The 16,084-nt window shown below is 68.9% G+C and carries 15 protein-coding genes, 1 tRNA gene and 1 pseudogene; 10 read left to right on the plus strand and 7 right to left on the minus strand.

Annotated features, from left to right (window positions below; all coding sequences use genetic code 11):
- Positions 1-144: 144 nt before the first annotated feature.
- Entirely contained in the window at positions 145-330 is a 186-nt protein-coding gene (locus FDZ84_RS15460) for a hypothetical protein (protein WP_168586480.1), read from the plus strand.
- A gap of 29 nt (positions 331-359) precedes the next feature.
- On the opposite strand, the gene mscL is transcribed toward FDZ84_RS15460, so the two are convergent.
- From mscL to FDZ84_RS15480, 4 genes are all read right to left on the minus strand, one after another.
- Positions 360-818, minus strand: coding sequence for a large conductance mechanosensitive channel protein MscL (mscL, locus tag FDZ84_RS15465; protein WP_168586481.1), 459 nt, complete (start codon positions 816-818; stop codon positions 360-362).
- A gap of 141 nt (positions 819-959) precedes the next feature.
- Positions 960-1,610 (minus strand): SAF domain-containing protein, encoded by a 651-nt coding sequence (locus FDZ84_RS15470; protein ID WP_210435576.1) that lies wholly within the window; start codon positions 1,608-1,610, stop codon positions 960-962.
- Positions 1,611-1,822: 212 nt separating this feature from the next.
- Complete coding sequence (locus FDZ84_RS15475; RefSeq protein ID WP_168586482.1) at positions 1,823-2,149, minus strand: FmdB family zinc ribbon protein; 327 nt, start codon at positions 2,147-2,149, stop codon at positions 1,823-1,825.
- A 98-nt stretch (positions 2,150-2,247) separates the two neighbouring features.
- Positions 2,248-2,844: a 5-formyltetrahydrofolate cyclo-ligase gene (locus FDZ84_RS15480; RefSeq protein WP_168586483.1), complete on the minus strand. Its 597-nt coding sequence runs from the start codon at positions 2,842-2,844 to the stop codon at positions 2,248-2,250.
- A gap of 37 nt (positions 2,845-2,881) precedes the next feature.
- On the opposite strand from FDZ84_RS15480, the gene FDZ84_RS15485 reads away from it, so the two are divergent.
- The 5 genes from FDZ84_RS15485 to FDZ84_RS15505 all read left to right on the plus strand — a co-directional run bounded on the left by FDZ84_RS15485 (position 2,882) and on the right by FDZ84_RS15505 (position 6,909).
- A complete protein-coding gene (locus FDZ84_RS15485) occupies positions 2,882-3,784 on the plus strand; it encodes a UTP--glucose-1-phosphate uridylyltransferase (protein ID WP_168586484.1) in 903 nt (300 codons plus the stop codon).
- Between the two features lie 47 nt (positions 3,785-3,831).
- Positions 3,832-5,055, plus strand: a complete 1,224-nt coding sequence (gene glp / locus FDZ84_RS15490) for a gephyrin-like molybdotransferase Glp (RefSeq protein ID WP_168586485.1) — start codon at positions 3,832-3,834, stop codon at positions 5,053-5,055.
- A 7-nt stretch (positions 5,056-5,062) separates the two neighbouring features.
- Positions 5,063-5,728 carry a GNAT family N-acetyltransferase gene (locus FDZ84_RS15495; protein ID WP_168586486.1) on the plus strand — a complete coding sequence of 222 codons (666 nt, stop codon included), beginning with the start codon at positions 5,063-5,065 and terminating at the stop codon, positions 5,726-5,728.
- Positions 5,729-5,995: 267 nt separating this feature from the next.
- Positions 5,996-6,763, plus strand: a complete 768-nt coding sequence (glpR, locus tag FDZ84_RS15500; RefSeq protein ID WP_168586487.1) for a gephyrin-like molybdotransferase receptor GlpR — start codon at positions 5,996-5,998, stop codon at positions 6,761-6,763.
- Between the two features lie 73 nt (positions 6,764-6,836).
- Positions 6,837-6,909: transfer RNA gene (locus tag FDZ84_RS15505), tRNA-Ala, on the plus strand.
- 882 nt (positions 6,910-7,791) lie between these two features.
- Here the strand turns inward: FDZ84_RS15505 and FDZ84_RS15510 are convergent.
- Positions 7,792-9,102, minus strand: a complete 1,311-nt coding sequence (locus FDZ84_RS15510; protein ID WP_168586488.1) for a helicase-associated domain-containing protein — start codon at positions 9,100-9,102, stop codon at positions 7,792-7,794.
- Between the two features lie 19 nt (positions 9,103-9,121).
- On the minus strand, positions 9,122-9,703 hold the full coding sequence (locus FDZ84_RS15515; RefSeq protein WP_168586489.1) for a DUF1841 family protein: 582 nt from the start codon (positions 9,701-9,703) through the stop codon (positions 9,122-9,124).
- Positions 9,704-10,143: 440 nt separating this feature from the next.
- Here FDZ84_RS15515 and FDZ84_RS15520 point away from each other — a divergent pair, with 440 nt between their 5' ends.
- Genes FDZ84_RS15520 through FDZ84_RS15530 form a run of 3 tightly spaced genes read left to right on the plus strand, consistent with a single transcriptional unit; the run spans position 10,144 to position 13,283 of the window.
- The gene (locus FDZ84_RS15520) at positions 10,144-10,584 is read left to right on the plus strand and encodes an SEC-C domain-containing protein (protein WP_210435577.1); all 441 of its coding nucleotides are present in this window, start codon (positions 10,144-10,146) and stop codon (positions 10,582-10,584) included.
- A gap of 14 nt (positions 10,585-10,598) precedes the next feature.
- Positions 10,599-10,988 carry a hypothetical protein gene (locus FDZ84_RS15525; protein ID WP_168586490.1) on the plus strand — a complete coding sequence of 130 codons (390 nt, stop codon included), beginning with the start codon at positions 10,599-10,601 and terminating at the stop codon, positions 10,986-10,988.
- Between the two features lie 45 nt (positions 10,989-11,033).
- Positions 11,034-13,283 carry a 2OG-Fe(II) oxygenase gene (locus tag FDZ84_RS15530; protein ID WP_168586491.1) on the plus strand — a complete coding sequence of 750 codons (2,250 nt, stop codon included), beginning with the start codon at positions 11,034-11,036 and terminating at the stop codon, positions 13,281-13,283.
- 253 nt (positions 13,284-13,536) lie between these two features.
- On the opposite strand, the pseudogene FDZ84_RS15535 reads toward FDZ84_RS15530, so the two are convergent.
- Positions 13,537-14,329, minus strand: a pseudogene (locus FDZ84_RS15535) (AfsR/SARP family transcriptional regulator); the annotation flags it as partial.
- Between the two features lie 196 nt (positions 14,330-14,525).
- Here FDZ84_RS15535 and lat point away from each other — a divergent pair.
- The gene (gene lat, locus FDZ84_RS15540; RefSeq protein ID WP_168586492.1) at positions 14,526-15,893 is read left to right on the plus strand and encodes an L-lysine 6-transaminase; all 1,368 of its coding nucleotides are present in this window, start codon (positions 14,526-14,528) and stop codon (positions 15,891-15,893) included.
- The last annotated feature ends 191 nt before the right edge of the window (positions 15,894-16,084 follow it).

Consider the following 16,084-nt stretch of genomic DNA (forward strand, 5'->3'; position numbering starts at 1 on the left):
CTCCCGTGGCTTCGACACCCGGTGAGCCACGCCCGGCGCCGCTCCCGCAGGCATTGACCTGCAACAACATTCACTGTAGCCGACATCACAGCGATGGCCGCGCGGCGCTCCTAACCGCTCATCGCGATGGGGCACGATGGAGGTGTGACCGCGAACGACCCAGGCAGAACCACCGACCCCGCAGAACGGGAGCGGCGGCGTAGGCTCGCCGAGATCTTCGGCGACGTCCTGCCCGAGACCACTTCCGACGACCGCCCGGACCGGACTACCGCGGGTGACGGCGAACGCTGGTACCGGGAGAACCGCCCACCGCACCACGACGCCCGCTGACGCTCGGCGGCCTCAGCAGGCGGCGATGTTCAATTCCGCTGGCCGTTGCGCGCGCTCGCCTTCTCGGCTTCGACGGCGAGGCCCTTGACCTGTGGGAGGCCTTGCTCCCGGCGCAGCAGGTCGCGGATTTCCAGTAGCAGCTCGACGTCGGTCGGCTCGGCCTGACCTTCTTCCTTGCCCTTCTTGCGGCGTTCCGAGATCTTCTTCATCGGCAGCACGAACAGGAAGTAGACGACCGCCGCCGTGATTAAGAACGTGATCACCGCGTTGATCACCGCGGCGAAGTCGATGATCGAGGCCCCGTTGCCGTCGCGCAGCTGGATGCTCAGGCCGGTGACGTTGCCGCCCCCGGTGGCGGCGATGATCGGCTTGATGATGCTGGTGGTGAACGACGTGACCAGCCCGGTGAACGCGCTGCCGACGACCACGGCGACTGCGAGGTCGATGACGTTCCCGCGCATCAGGAAGTCCTTGAAGCCCTTGAGCACGCTGGGAGCTCCTCTCCGAATCATGGGTGGTCCGGACGAGCCCGGATCGATCGATGGGTGCGACGCGCGAATGCCAGGACGCGCGCGCGAATGCCAGATGGATGACGCGCCGAATCACAGAGGGCGGCGCGCTAGGCGCACTCAGCGGAGCGTAACGGTGACCGGCTGAAGCAGGGACGCCGCGGCAACCGCCGCAGCGGTGTCCTCGGGTAGTCCCACGAAGATGAGTCTGCCCTTGTCGTTGCGGTCCTTCGGGACTTGCACGGCGACCACTCGGACGTTTTCGGCGAGCACCGAAGCGTGACCCGATCGAGTGGTAGTTGTGACAAGGTCCACTCGTCTGCCGGGCACCAGGAAGTCGGCCACTTCCGGGTCGGCGAGGCGGACCGGCGCGGACGCGGTCCCGGCATCCCCGGATGCCACCAGCGGACCGTCGAACCGGACGTCGGTCAGCGGCTCCCCGCTGCGCGCGGCGGTGCCGAGCACCCGCCCCTCGGCGGCCGCAACGTCCCGCAACGCGCCGTCCGGCACCAGGTCCGCCGGCAGCTCGCGGCGCGCCACATCGGCCTTCGACAGGACCCGACCGGGCGGCAGATCGCGCGCGGCGACGAGCACCCCGACGCGTGAGTCCGGCGGCCCGTGGCCTGGCTGCACTGCGAGCCCGGCGGCGAGCAGTAGCAGCGCCACGGCGGTCAGCCTGCGCAGGGCGTGCAGGCGAAAACCCCGTCTGGCGAGGAAAAGCGCGCCGATCCGGTGCAGCGCTGTCGAGTTGAGGCGGTCCTCCGAAGCCATGGTCCACTCCCCGGTAGCGGTCGTTGATGACCTCCGAAGTTAGGGAGTTGCGCGCCGGGGCGGGAGGGGGTAGCGGAAATCTGTGGACAGACCGGTCCCTTGTGGATAACTCGGCTCCCCCGGACGAATTTCCCTCGGACGGGGAGGATCACTGGGCGTGCACACGAAAATCGCCGACCGCGTCAGCTGCGGTCGGCGAACTGGGGCGGAGATCAGGAAGCGGCGGCCTTGGTGGTCGAGGAGCTGCTGCTCGAAGAGGACGAGCTCGACTCGGACGACGAGCTACTGCTGTTCGACGAGGACGAGCTACCGCTGTTCGACGAGGAGGAGCTGCTGCTGGTCGAGCTGGCCGACGAGTTCGAGGACCGGTTGTCGGTGCGGTAGAAGCCCGAGCCCTTGAACACGATGCCCACGGCGTTGAACAGCTTGCGGAGCCGGCCGGTGCACTTCGGGCACTCGGTGAGGGAGTCCTCACTGAACGACTGCACCGTCTCGAACTGGTGATCACATTCGGTGCAGGCGTACTGGTATGTGGGCACGGCCGTGAACCTCCGACATCTCGTCTTGGCACTCGAACTGCAGGAGTGCTAAATACGATAATGCGTCACGTAGGGTGTCCGGTGCAAACACTCCTATGTCACACCGGTAGGCCAACCACCCCACGACCGGGTGTCAGTACCCCGGTCATCCGCACATCGTGCGGCTCCCCGGGTAGCTCGGCGACAAATTCGCCGTCCCGGACGACACCGATCCGCGGCGCGTTCGGCGCGGCCATCGGCAGCGACCGGTCGTAGTAACCGGCACCGCGCCCCAACCGAACCCCCCTGTGGTCCACGGCCAGCGCGGGCACCAGCAGCGCGTCGGCCTGCTCGATCGCTGCGGTCCCCAGCCGGTCGCCGACCGGTTCGAGCAGGCCGAACCCGGCGGGGCGCAGCGAGTCCGGGCCGGTGAACTCCGCCCATTCCAGGGGGCCGCCGCGGACCACGACCGGCAGCAGCACCCGCAGCCCGGCGTCGAGCAGCGCGTCGAGCAAACCTGGCGACCCCGGCTCGCCGCCCACCGGGACGTACGCCGCCACCGTCCGCACCGGTCGGCCGTCCAGCCACCTCAGCAACGCCTCCTGCAGCGCCCTGGCCTCGGCAGACCGCGTGTCGTCGGCGACGCCCCCGCGCTGTTCCAGCAGCACGCGGCGCCACTCGGACTTGGTCGTAAACGATTCGTCCAGTGAGCTCACAGGTCCACTCTAGGGATGCCCGATAGGCTCCCTGGCCATGAGCAGCCCGACGAGCACGCCCACAGCGTTCCGGACCGCCATCGTGCCCGCCGCAGGCCTGGGAACCCGATTCCTGCCGACCACGAAGGCGGTGCCGAAGGAGTTGCTCCCGGTCGTCGACACCCCCGGGATCGAACTGGTGGCCACCGAGGCCGCCGAAGCGGGCGCGCAGCGCCTGATCATCGTGACCTCGCCGGACAAGCGGGCGATCATCGAGTATTTCCGGCCGCAACCCGGGCTGGAGCAGACGCTCAAGGACCGCGGCAAGGACGCACTGCTCGAAAAGGTCCGCCGCGGGCCCGCCCTGATCGCCGCGGAGACCGCGCTGCAGGAGCGCGCCCTCGGACTGGGGCACGCCGTGGGCTGCGCCGAACCGAACCTGACCGACGCCGACGACGCGGTCGCCGTGCTGCTGCCCGACGACCTGGTGCTGCCGCACGGCGTGCTCACGCGGATGGCCGAGGTGCGCGCCCGCTACGGCGGCAGCGTGCTGTGCGCGTTCGACGTGCCGCGCGAGCAGATCTCCGCCTACGGTGTCTTCGACGTCACCGACACCGATGACGACGATGTCAAGCAGGTCCGCGGCATGGTCGAGAAACCCGCGCCGGACGAGGCCCCGTCCACCCTGGCCGCCGCCGGTCGCTACCTGCTGGATCGCGCCGTCTTCGGCGCGCTCAAGCGCATCGAGCCCGGTGCCGGAGGTGAACTCCAGCTCACCGATGCCGTAGCGTTGTTGATCTCCGAAGGACACCCGGTGCACGTAGTGGTCCATCGAGGTGGGCGACACGACCTCGGAAATCCTGGCGGTTTCCTCAAAGCTGCGGTGGACTTCGCGCTGGAGGATCCCGAATACGGGCCGGAACTGCGAAACTGGCTCGTCGAACGGATCAGCAGGAGCTAACGCCGCGCCGGCCACGGCTCGGGCACGCGGGAATGAGGTCGACAGCCATGAGATCAGTGGAGGAGCAGCTCGCGCGCGTACTCACAGCCGCCGTCCGGCCCGCGCCCGTGCGGGTGGCGATCTCCGAGGCTCAGGGCCTGCTGTGCGCCGAAGAGGTCGTCGCCGAACAGGCGCTGCCCGGATTCGACCAGGCCGCGGTGGACGGTTACGCGGTGCGCAGCGTCGACGTGCAGACGGCCGTCGACGAGTCGACGGTGCTGCCGGTCGTCGGGGAGATTCAGGCCGGATCGCGGCAGCCGCGCCGGTTGCAACCGGGGCAGGCGGTGCGGGTGGTCGCCGGTGCGCCGCTGCCGACGCTGGCCGACGCGGTCGTGCCGCTGGCCTACACCGACGAGCACCCCGCCAAGGTCACGGTCCGGCAGCCGGTGCCGTCGGCGGCGTTCGTCCGCCGCACCGGCGAGGACGTGCAGACCGGCGACGTGGCGGTGCGCCGCGGCGCACCCATCGGTGCGGCGCAGGTCGGACTGCTGGCGGCGGTGGGCCGGAACAAGGTCCTGGTGCATCCGCGGCCGCGGGTGTCGGTGATCTCGGTGGGCGACGAACTCGTGGACGTCGACCGCGCTCCCAGCCAGGGTCAGGTCTACGACGTCAACTCCTACGCGCTGGCCGCCGCAGCGCGGGACGCCGGGGCCGAGGTCACCCGCGTCGGCATCGTCAACAGCGACCCGCGCCGGCTGCGCGAGATCGTCGAGGGGCGGCTGCTGCTGTCCGAGGTCGTGGTGATCGCCGGCGGTGCCGGCGGCGCGTCGGGCAACGAGGTCCGGGCGGCCCTCGCCGACCTTGGGGAGCTCGACTTGACCCGGGTGGCCATGCAGCCCGGCTCGGTGCAGGGCTTCGGGCGGCTCGGCCCGGACGAGATCCCCACTTTCGTGCTGCCCAGCAACCCGGTGAGCGCGCTGGTCGTCTTCGAGGTGCTGGTGCGGCCGCTGGTCCGCGCCGCGCTCGGCAAGCTCAACCCGCACCGGCGCACCGTGGCGGCCGAACTGCTCGCCCCGGTCGCCTCCGTCAAGGGGCGTCGCGGCTTCCTCCGCGGCCAGCTGCTGCGCGACCCGAAGAACGGCTCCTACCTGGTGCAACCGCTGGGCACCTCGGGATCGCACCTGCTGGCGTCGTTGGCCGAGGCCAACTGCCTGGTGGTGGTCGATGAGGACACCACCGACGTCGCGGCCGGGGAGGACGTGCAGGTCCGGTTCCTCTCGCAGCGCGCGTGAGCCACCGATGCAGCCCGCCGACGCCGATGGGTTCCCGATCGGCCGCCACCCCGGCTGGCCGGCGCGCCTCGGCCCGCTGATCACGGCGCGCGGCCCCGTCGCGCTGCGCCCGCCGCGGCTGCGCGACGGCTCGGCCTGGAGCCGGACGAGGCTGCAAGATCGCACCTACCTGCAGAAGTGGGAGCCCACCGCGGTCGGAGGCTGGCAGGAGCGCAACGCGCTGATGGCCTGGCCCGCGCAGTGGAGCGCGCTGCGCGGCATGGCCCGACGCGGCCAGGCGCTGCCGTTCACCATCACCATCGGCGGCGAGTTCGCCGGGCAGCTGACCGTCGGCAACATCGTGCGCGGCGCGCTGCGCTCCGGGTGGATCGGCTACTGGGTGGCCGCGCGCCTGGCCGGCGGCGGGGTCGCCACGGCGGCCGTCGCGATGGCGGTGGACCACTGCTTCGGCCCCGTCGGGCTGCACCGGCTGGAGGCCACCGTGCGGCCCGAAAACCAGCCGAGCGTGCGGGTGCTGGAGAAGTCCGGCTTCCGCCGCGAAGGGCTGTTCCACCGCTATCTGGATGTGGCCGGCGCCTGGCGGGACCACTACGTGTACGCCCTGACGGTCGAGGAGGTCCCCGACGGCGCGGTGAGCAGGCTGATCAGGACCGGCGGCGCGAGCCGGCCATGACGCCGAGATATTGATCACGCACCGTCACCGCCGACCGGGCGGGATCGACCGAAAAATGCACCGAACGGCGGCAGATGTCTCGCCATTCGGCGGTACGGGGACGGACACGCCGATGTCGATGTTGCCGCCGACTGCTCTGAACGTGCGGTTCTCTTGTTTCCGGGGACCAAGGTGACTCGGCGTGTTTCGAGACAGAAGTGGCTGACGTGGTTAGCGTGGCGATCGCAGACTTGTGTGCTGCCGGTGGCCAGGGGGAGGTGGCGAGGCATGCCCAGTTCATTGATCTTCGCTGCGCTGGCAGCGGCGTGGCTGGTGGTACTGGTTCCAATGTTCGCCCGCCGCCGCCAGGAAGTTTCCAAGACCACCGACTCCGCGTTGGCCGCACGAGTCGTGCGGCGAGGCAGCGGACGGCGCCCGGCGACCCCCGGAGCCGCGACAACCGACGAGGTGGAGGAGGCGCTCGGGATGCCTGACACCGACCTTGACGACGCCATCGAAGAGTACGAGGCGGACGGCTCGTGGCGACGGGTGCACAGCGATGACGTCCGCGCCGGCCGCCGCTACCGGCCCGGCCGCGGCGGATTCGACCCGGAAGCCGCGGCGCTGGCCGCACGCGCAAAGTACGCCCGACGGCAGCGCATCGTGCTCGTCATGCTGCTCGTGGCGGTGACCACGGCGCTGCTGGGTGCCCTGGTATGGCCGGTCATATGGTGGCTGCACGGCGCCACCGACCTGGTCGTCGTGGGCTACCTCGCATACCTGCGCCGCCAGGTCCGCATCGAAGAGGACATCCGCAGCCGTCGGCTGGCCCGGATGTCCGGCGAGCGCGACGAGATCGACGACTACGACGACGACGTCGACATCGACGAGCCGGTCGACGAGCACGACGAGGACCGTGACCGCGAAACCGGGCGGCCCGACGACCGCCGGCCGGCCGCGCGCGCCGTACGCGTGGAGATCGACGACGAGGACCCCATGTTCGATGAGCTGGACGAACGCACCTGGGAGCCTTACCGGCGAGCCTCCGGCGAATAGCCCAGGGCCCCTAAGAGGGGGTGCTGCGAAAGCTGATTTCGGGCCTTGCTAAGCTTTCGTCAGCACTCAACAAGGGGCTGTAGCGCAGTTGGTAGCGCGTCTCGTTCGCATCGAGAAGGTCAGGGGTTCGATTCCCCTCAGCTCCACGCGAAGATTGGGAGAGCCCCGTCGACGGAATGCGTCGGCGGGGCTCTTCGCGTTATGACATTGGGGGGCCGAGCCCCCCATGCCCCCCACGGTGCGGTGGATTCGTTTCGTCGGCTCCTTGCGTTGGGCAGTGTTCCCGGTCTGTTCACGGACCAGCGAGCCGGTCGCAGAATCGCGCCCATCACGTACCGTGATCGACGGAATGCGTCGGCGGGGCTCTTCGCGTTATGACATTGGGGGGCCGAGCCCCCCATGCCCCCCACGGTGCGGTGGATTCGTCTCGTCGGCTCCTTGCGTTGGGCAGTGTTCCCGGTCTGTTCACGGACCAGCGAGCCGGTCGCAGAATCGCGCCCATCACGTACCGTGATCGACGGAATGCGTCGGCGGGGCTCTTCGCGTTATGACATTGGGGGGCCGAGCCCCCCATGCCCCCCACGGTGCGGTGGATTCGTCTCGTCGGCTCCTTGCGTTGGGCAGTGTTCCCGGTCTGTTCACGGACCAGCGAGCCGGTCGCAGAATCGCGCCCATCACGTACCGTGATCGATCGATGACGGCTGAGGCGGCCACTGGCGGAGGAACGGCGATCGAAACTGATTTGGTACTTCGGTTCAGCCGTTTTCGCCGAAAACGCGACAGGCTCCAGCACTTCGGTGGTAATCGAGTAAGTTCCCTCAGCTCCACCTTACTTAGAGGTACTACTAAGACACGCGCCCGATTGAAGGCCGTGGAGTAGGAGGTCGGTGTGGTTGAGGTACCCGATCTTGGGCTCGGCCGAGAATCCCGCCAGCGCGGGCTTTCTGTCCCACCTTGTTGTGCGTGACGCAGCGCCTGCGTAACTCGGCTATGACGATGACGTAGTCGACATCGCCCTCCACGCTAGGTCAGGATGATGTGGGCATGACATAGCCAAGCTTCCGCACGGCCACGCGGAACTTCGACTCCCTGTCGAGCGGAATGGCGAGATGGCGATCACCGACGAGCCGGCAGAGGGAGCGCGTTGCCCGGTCGCGGGCGATGAGCGTCGCCAACGCCGAGTCGGCGCACTCGATCATGCGGACGTGCCCGAGGTCGGTCAACTGTCCGGCACGACGGCTGATGTCGTCGACGAGGGTATCCAGCGTGCCGGGTACCTCATTCTCGGCACGGCTGGCCAGGAAGCCGGTGAACTCAGCTAGTTCACGCCCGGTGTCGAGGGCGGTCAGCAGGCTCGTGGACGAGATCGTCCACACCCGATCCGCGGTCTGCTCGGCATACGCCGACAGCAACAGCTCGTCACCCGGCGGCAGCGAGCCGGTGACCACCACGTCAAGGTTCGGTAGGACCTTCAGGCCGCGTTCCTGACCGGTGGCGGCCGGCGGCTGGTAGCTATCCGCGAGGCCCAGGGCGAAGCAGCCCAAGGCGTTGAGCCGGATCGCCTGTAGGCCGTCGTAACGGCTCAGGGCATCCAACTCGTCCGCGCCCCAGTTGTCCCGGAAGTCGTCCCGCTCGCCGTCGGGATGCACGTACTCGACATCGATCAGGCCCAGCGTGCCCGCGTACTCGAACAGTACGGCCAGCGTGTAGCGGCCTTCCAGGATCTCCCATCGGTGGAAGCCGTCGTAGCCGAGGCTGCCGTACTGCGGATCGACGAGGTACAGCTTCCACAACGCCATGTCACTGCGGGCGACGGCGGGATTCAGGCGTGCCCGCCGCATCGAGGCGAACAGGCCGTCCACACCGATCCACTCGTCCACCGGGCAGCCGGCCAGCGCCCTGGCGACGACCTGCCGGCGAGGCTTGGCGGCACTGATCACGTTCTTGATCCGCTGGCCCTTGATCTCGTCGATCCGGCTGAACTCGTCGATCACCGCGTGCGTCAACCACCGCTGCCACAACGCCCGAATGACCTCAGCCGCGGGAGCGGCCAACGCGGCACGGCCTTTCGGGGTCAACCGCAGCCGCCCACCGTCGATCCTGGCCAACCCGCCCGCCTGCAGCAACAAGGGCCACGCGAACGCCGCGATCGGCTCGTCCGGATAGAAATCGCCGCTCGCCAGGCGCGAACGCACCGTACGAATGGTCGCCGCCGACGGCCGGCCGGTCTTCTCGCTGCACCGCACCTCGCCGGCCGCGCACAACTCCAGTACCGCCCGCAGGTTCAGCTGGGCCTCCTGCTCGGTCGGCCGCACCTGATGTTCAAGGACGTCGTTCACCGTGCGGAGGTTACTCGCGCTACAGGTCGTTGAGGGCCCGCCGGTACGCCTCGGCATCAAACTGCTCATGTTTGGCCAGGACGGGGTACATGTGCTCGGAGAGGACCGCGGCGAGCCTGTGCAGGATGTCGTGCCGGTTCATGCCCTGGTCGCGGAGCCGTCGGGCGGCCTGCCACACCTCGGGTGGGTCGTCGTCCCACAACTGGTTGGCGATCACCTCGTGCATCGCCAGGTGCAGCCGGGGGGAGCGCCCGTCGAGTTCGCCCTCGAAGACCGGATCGGCCAACGAATCGTGGTATTCGGGATGCTCACTCTCGATGAGCATCGCTCGCTCATCCGGGTCGGCGGGGTTGAGCCGGTCGAACCGCTCGCCGTCGATGACGGTGCTCTGGTGAGCCACGGTGAACATCCGCCGGTCCAGGATGCTCTCGACCTCGGCCTTGTCCGCCGACGGCGGAACGTCGTCCAGATATGCCGCCGGCTCGACATTGCCTTCTACCGGCGGTCCTGGCGGCGAGGCGTACCCAGGAGACCGGGAGGCACGCCTACTTCGACCGGACTTCTTGGGCTTGCGCCTGCGCCCCTTGCTTACTGGGCTCACGAAAACAGGTTCTCATGTCGTGCCGGCGCGGGCTCGTCGGGTAGCCGGCTCCGCTGCGGTGTGCTCGATGTCGGGCACGAGCCATTTTCCGTCCAACAGGAATCGCCCGCGGCGCTGCGGGGGCGGCTCAGCCGGTTGGCCGGTGCCGGCTCCGGTGGTCGATCCGGCGGCGTCGGCACTGGTGGACCGGGCTGTCGCGGTGCTGCGCCGCCCAGGTTTCGACACGTTGTTGTCGTTGCCGCTGCTGGCCTTCCAGCCGTTCGCGTACTCGCCGCCTTCGTCGACCGCGCCGTCCGCTACTGGTCCCGTGCCGCGCAGGCCACCTGCCCGGAGGTCGCCGAGGCGTTCCCCGCCGAGCAGGCCGCCATCCGCAAGGCCACCCCCTCCTGCAAAAATGCCTGCACCTCAGCGACACCACCGACTGGTAAAGAGGACGCAGAGTGACAATCCCAGTCCGCGTGACCCCGAACTGGAGCCCGGCCGGCCGGGACCGTACGTACTACTACTCGACCATGACGCTGTCCGTCTTCTGGCCACCGGCCGAGCACGCGAAGCTGGTCGCCCGGTGGCCACACCTGGTCGCCGAGGTGGGCGCGACCTGGGACGAGCACCGGCAGCTGGTCGAGCGGCACTGCGCACTCGTCACGCGAGCCGGCCACGGCGTCAACCAGACGCCCGGCAACGTCGCCGATTTTGAGGCCTTCCTGCGAGACAACGGAGTCCGCAAGCCGTCGGCGGAAGACCTGCTCGCCTACCCGGACCTGCGGACCGGACCCGCCATGATCCCCTGGCCACCGGCACGAGGCGCGACCTGCTGGTGTGGCTCGGGGCGCAAGTACAAGCAATGCTGCCGACCACACGGCCTGGGCTCCCTCGACTGAAGGTCCAGTGGTCGATGAATTCCCAGAATCAGGCGAAACTCCGGCGCGGGATCGCCGCAGCCGGCACTGCCGCCGTCGCCAGGAACGGCTACGTCACCGCGATCGACGCGTTGCTCGCCACCGGCTGGCTTCGGCCTGAGAGAGTTGAGGACTGGCGGCGTTGCCGTGTGCCATACCTGGAGCGGGTAATGGTCGCCAGCCTGCCCAAGATCAGTACTGCGATGCGGATCTTCCGAAGCTGGGCCGAGAGCGAAGGCATGCGCCCCAGCGAGACGGTATACGTCAGTTGGACCAGGGATCGCCGCCGACTGCGGTTCTCCAAATCGGGAGACCCGGGCATCGAGCGCGCCTACCGCACTCACTGGTTACCACCCAAGGCTAACGGGCTCAGCGGCGAAGACTGAGCCGGCTGCACATCGGCAACGTCCGGCGAGCATATGAGGGGACACATGACGAAAACGGCACGGGAACGGCTTGCACAACTGTTCGACGACGTCGAGCCGACAGGGTCGTTCAGCGCTCAACTGCTGGCACCGGCGCACATGCTCGAGCTTGAGGTGTCCGGTGTCGGGCCGGTACGCCTGCCGATCCGCGCACCCATGGCGAAGAAACTGATCGCGGTGGCGCGGCCGGCGATGTTCGGCCGGGGCGAGGAGACGCTGACCGACACCGGGGTCCGCGACACGTGGGAGCTGACCCCGGATCAGATCACGCTCGGAGGGCCCGACTGGACGGCGGTGCTGGACGGCGCGCTGGACCACTTCCGTGACGAGCTCGGGCTCCCGCGGACGGCACGGCTGCGGGCGGAGCCGCACGCGATGCTGGTCTACGGCAAGGGACAGTTCTTCCTGCCTCACCAGGACTCGGAGAAGCACGACGAGATGGTGGGCACCCTTGTGGTGTCACTGCCGTCGGCGCACACCGGCGGGGAACTGGTCATCGACCACGCCGGGGAGAGCAGGACCTACCGCGCGTCGAAAAAGGAGCTGACCCTCGTCGCGTTCTACTCGAACTGCCGTCATGAGGTCACGCCGGTCAGGTCCGGGTACCGGGTGACGCTCACGTTCAACCTGCTTGCCGGTGCCGAGACCGCGGCCCCGGAGGCAGGCCCGGTCACCGAGCTGGCGCACTGCCTGACCGAGCATTTCGCCACGCCGGCCACCCCGCGGTACGGCGGCCGCGACCTTGACCCACCGAACCGGCTGGTCTTCCTGCTAGACCACGAATACACCCAGCGGGGCCTGACCTGGCGTCGGCTCAAGGGCGACGACGCGGAACGTGCCGCGCTGATGCGCGCAGCCGCGGAGCGGGCTGGATGCGAGGCAGTGCTGGCGCTCGCCGAGGTGAAGGAGACCTGGGACGTCCAGCCGTCCGACGACTACGGGTGGGACGAGGACTATGACGAGGACCCCGGCGACGATCAGCTCACCGACCTGATCAACGACGAGATCACCCTCGGCTGGTGGACCGGCCCAGACGGCACCGGCGGCGAGCCGATCTCGCTGTACGTCCGCGACTATGAGGTGTGCACCACCACCCCGAATGCGGCTATGGAGCCCTACCAGTCCGAGTACGAGGGCTACATGGGTAACTACGGCAACACGCTGGACCGGTGGTACCGGCGGGCCGCGGTCGTCGTGTGGCCCCGGGACCGGGCTTTCGCGGCGCGTGCCGAGGCCGGATCGCAGTGGGCGCTGCACGAGCTTCGCGATCGCATCCAGGCCGGCGACCTGGCGTGGGCACGGGCCGCGGCGGAGTCGCTCGCGCCGTTCTGGAACAGGACCGCGTCGCGCGCGGGATTGCTCGGCGACGCGCTGGACGTGGCAGCGGGCCTGGGTGTTGCCGGGACGTCGGCGATGCTGCTGAAGCCGTTCCGTGTGGAGACGCTCGCACGGGAGCACGCGGGCGGGCTGGCGGCAGCGGCCGGGCGGTACGGCCAGGAGTGGACGCGGGACGTCATCAACGGGTGGTTCGAACGGAGGCACCACTACGGAACCGACCGGCACGAGTGGGTCGAGGGACTCCCAGGTCTGTGCGAGGCGCTACGTGTTGCCGGAAGACCGGAGGTGGTGCGGCTGCTGGCCGCCCGAACGTGGCACTGGCTGGACGATGAGTTGCGGACCTGGACCACGACCGCGCGCACCGATGCCCGCCGGCCGAGTCTGGAGATGCTCAGTTCACCGCTGACACAGCTCATCGAGGCGGCCGACGACACGTTGCGCGAGGAGATCACCACAGCGCTGCGCGGATACGAGGACACGGTGCTGGAATGTCTGATGCCGGCATTGCGCTCGGTGGCGTCGCGGCGGGCGGCTGGGTTCGACAAAATCGCGCGGGACTGCGCGCAGCGGCTTGGCACGATCGTCGCGCGGCCGCCGCGGGAAGACGACGACTGGTCAATCGCGTGGACCGGGTGCAGGTGTGACCTGTGTGACACGTTGAGAACGTTTCTCGAGTCCCGGTCGCGGCGGATCTTCGAGTGGCCGCTGGTGAAGAACGGACGCCAGCACGTGCACACCCAGATCGACTCGGCCGGGCTGCCGGTTCGGCACCAGACTCGACGAAAGGGCCGGCCATACACGCTCGTGCTGACGAAAACCGACGAGCTGTTCACGCGCGCCAAGACCGCGCGGCACACCGCCGAGACCGACCTGAAGTGGTTGATCTCGACGTTGGATGACGTATCAGCGCGAACATAAGGCACGTCCTGCGGTGCGTACCGTTGCCCGGGCCTGGCCTGTACCCAGGTTTCCCCGGCGTGAAGGGCGCGGTCGGCGAGATCGAGCATCGCCGCCCTCGCCTGGTGCGCCGGGATCGCGCCCGTCGGGTATCTGCGCCGGGATCGCGCTCGTCGGGTATCTGCAGGGCGTCCGCCACGTTCAAGAAGCGAGCGTGACCGCGACTAAAGAAGCGAGCGTGACCGCGACTCAAGAAGCGGTGCGTGACCGCGACTTAAGAAGCGAGCGTGACCGCGACCAACTCACGCCAGCTCGCCTGCGCCCCCGCCCGCGTCGCCTCGGTGAACCGCGAGTCGCCGAGGTGACGTCGCGTGGCCTGCTCGATCCGGGCCGCATCCGGTTGCGAACGATCCTGCAGGCCGCGCACGCCTGTGCTCGCCGCGAGCAGCCGCGCGGCTTGCTCGAACTGTTCCTGGCGCAGCGCCAGGTCCGCGATCCCGACGAGTGCCTGCGCGATCGAGGGCGCATACCCCGCCTCGGACGCCGCCTGGAAGGCCGCGATGCGGTGTTCGCGGGCCTCGTCGAGAGCCTCGGCAAGGTAGCCGAGCAGGTCTTGTATCACCGCGCGGACGTTTCCCGCTCGGCGTCGTCGCCCAGCATCGCTATGGCGACGTCGAGTTGTCGGTGTGCCTGCTCGGCTTGCCGCTCCAGCGCGCGAGCTCCGCCTTCGCCAGCGCCAGCTCGGCCAGCGCATTCGGCCAGGCGACTCGTTCCGCGGACCGCTGCGCCTCGGCCATGGCGGCCGCGCTCGCCTCCTCATCGCCCAACAACCAATACAACTGGGCCTGCCGCGACCGCATCGGCACGACATCGTCGGTGGCACCAACCTCGGTGACGACCGCGATCGCCTGCTCATAGTGCTCGCACGCACTGGCGAACTCGCCGCGCATCGCGATTCGGTTCGCCAGCTCGGTCAGGGCGAACGAAATCCGCCACCGTTCACCGAGCGCGCGAAACTCGGTGAGCGCCGTCTCGAGATATGCGTCCGCATCCCGGCTGTCGTGGCCAGGGCGACGGCTCCCGATTCGCCTGACGCATCCACGCGCTGCGGTTCTCGCGGGCCTCCCCCTGCCCGCGGGAGAAAAAATCTTTCGCCTATACGCAGTTATGACGGAAAGATGTTGCTTATTCGCGGATTCCTGATGTAATTCTTCTTGACAAGTGATGCGCGACACCGCACCACGCGGCGCCGGGAGGCCGAACATGACCGCTCAGCACGAGACCGTTCGCGAAGTGGTACCGACCGACGTTCCAAGCCCGCGCGAGGCGGCCACCGACGCCGTCGCGGCGCTGAAAGCCCACGTCACCGGTGATCTGCTGGACATCGTCGTGGACCTTGACGCCGGCGACGGATGCCGGCTCCGCGACGCCCGGGACGGCACCGAGTACCTGGACATGACGATGTTCTTCAGCTCGGCGCCGCTCGGGCACGGCCACCCCGGCCTGCGCACCGCCGAGTTCGAGGCCGCGCTGGTGCGCGCCGGGCGGGTCAAGCCGTCCAACCCGGACTTCGCGACCACCGAGCAGGCCCACTTCGCCGAGACCTTCCGGCGCGTGGTCGGCGTGCCCGAGCTGCCGCTGCTGTTCTTCATCGACGGCGGCACCCTCGCGGTGGAGAACGCGTTGAAGGTCGCGTTCGACTGGAAGACCAAGGTCAACGCGCGCAACGGGATCGCCTTGCGCGGCAGCCGCGTGCTGCACCTGGAGCGAGCCTTCCACGGCCGCAGCGGCTACACGCTCTCGCTGACCAACACCGATCCGGCGAAGATCCGCGACTACCCGATGTTCGACTGGCCGCGCATCCCCAGCCCCGCGATCGAACCGGGCGAGCGGTGGGACAGCGCCAAGCTGCTGCCGGAGGAGACCGTCGCGCTCGACGCCGCCCGCGCGGCGATGCGCCGGTACGGCGCGGAGATCGCCTGTTTCGTGTACGAGCCGATCCAGGGCGAGGGCGGCGACCGGCACCTGAGGCCGCAGTTCCTGCAGGCCGTGCAGGAGCTCTGCAGGGACAACGACGTGCTCACCGTCGCCGACGAGGTGCAGACCGGCGCGCTGACCGGCCGGGCCTGGGCGCACCAGGCGCTCGGGCTGGAACCGGACCTGGTGGCGTTCGGCAAGCGGCTGCAGGTGTGCGGTGTGATGGGCGGTCGCCGCGTACTGGAGGTCGCCGACAACGCCTTCCGCGAGGCCAGCCGGATCAGCTCCACCTGGGGTGGTTCGCTGGTCGACATGGTGCGCGCGACCAGGATCCTGGAGGTCGTCGAGTGCGAGGGCCTGTTCGAGCACAGCCGGCAGATGGGCGAACTGCTGCTGGGTGAGCTCCGCGACCTGACGGCGGAATTTCCGTCGGTGATCCGCGACCCGCGCGGCCGCGGCCTGATGTGCGCGATCACTTTCAACGACCCAGCCAAGCGCGACCTGGCGCTGGCCGTCGCCCGCGACAGCTACCGCACGCTGTTCCTGCCCTCGGGACCGGACTCGCTGCGCTGCCGCCCGCCGCTTTCGGCCCGACCGGAGGAGATCGTCGACGCTGTGGCGGCGCTCCGCAAGACCCTGGCCGACCTGGGCTGAGGGAAGGACTCGTGAGTGGTGTTGCCGGTTCTTACCGGAACAGTCACTCACGACGGGTGTCTGTGGGACGCTGCTGGCCCGAGCCTGGTTCCGCTGGGAACCCCGCGTCTGACAGTTCCCGCAGTAAAAGGCCCGTGAGCGGTTTTGGGTGCCATAGCCCCCAAAACCGCTCACAGCCTTTTTTCTGCCGT

Origin of the sequence: Saccharopolyspora sp. ASAGF58 (assembly GCF_012277335.1) — a bacterium.
GTDB lineage: Bacteria > Actinomycetota > Actinomycetes > Mycobacteriales > Pseudonocardiaceae > Saccharopolyspora > Saccharopolyspora hattusasensis.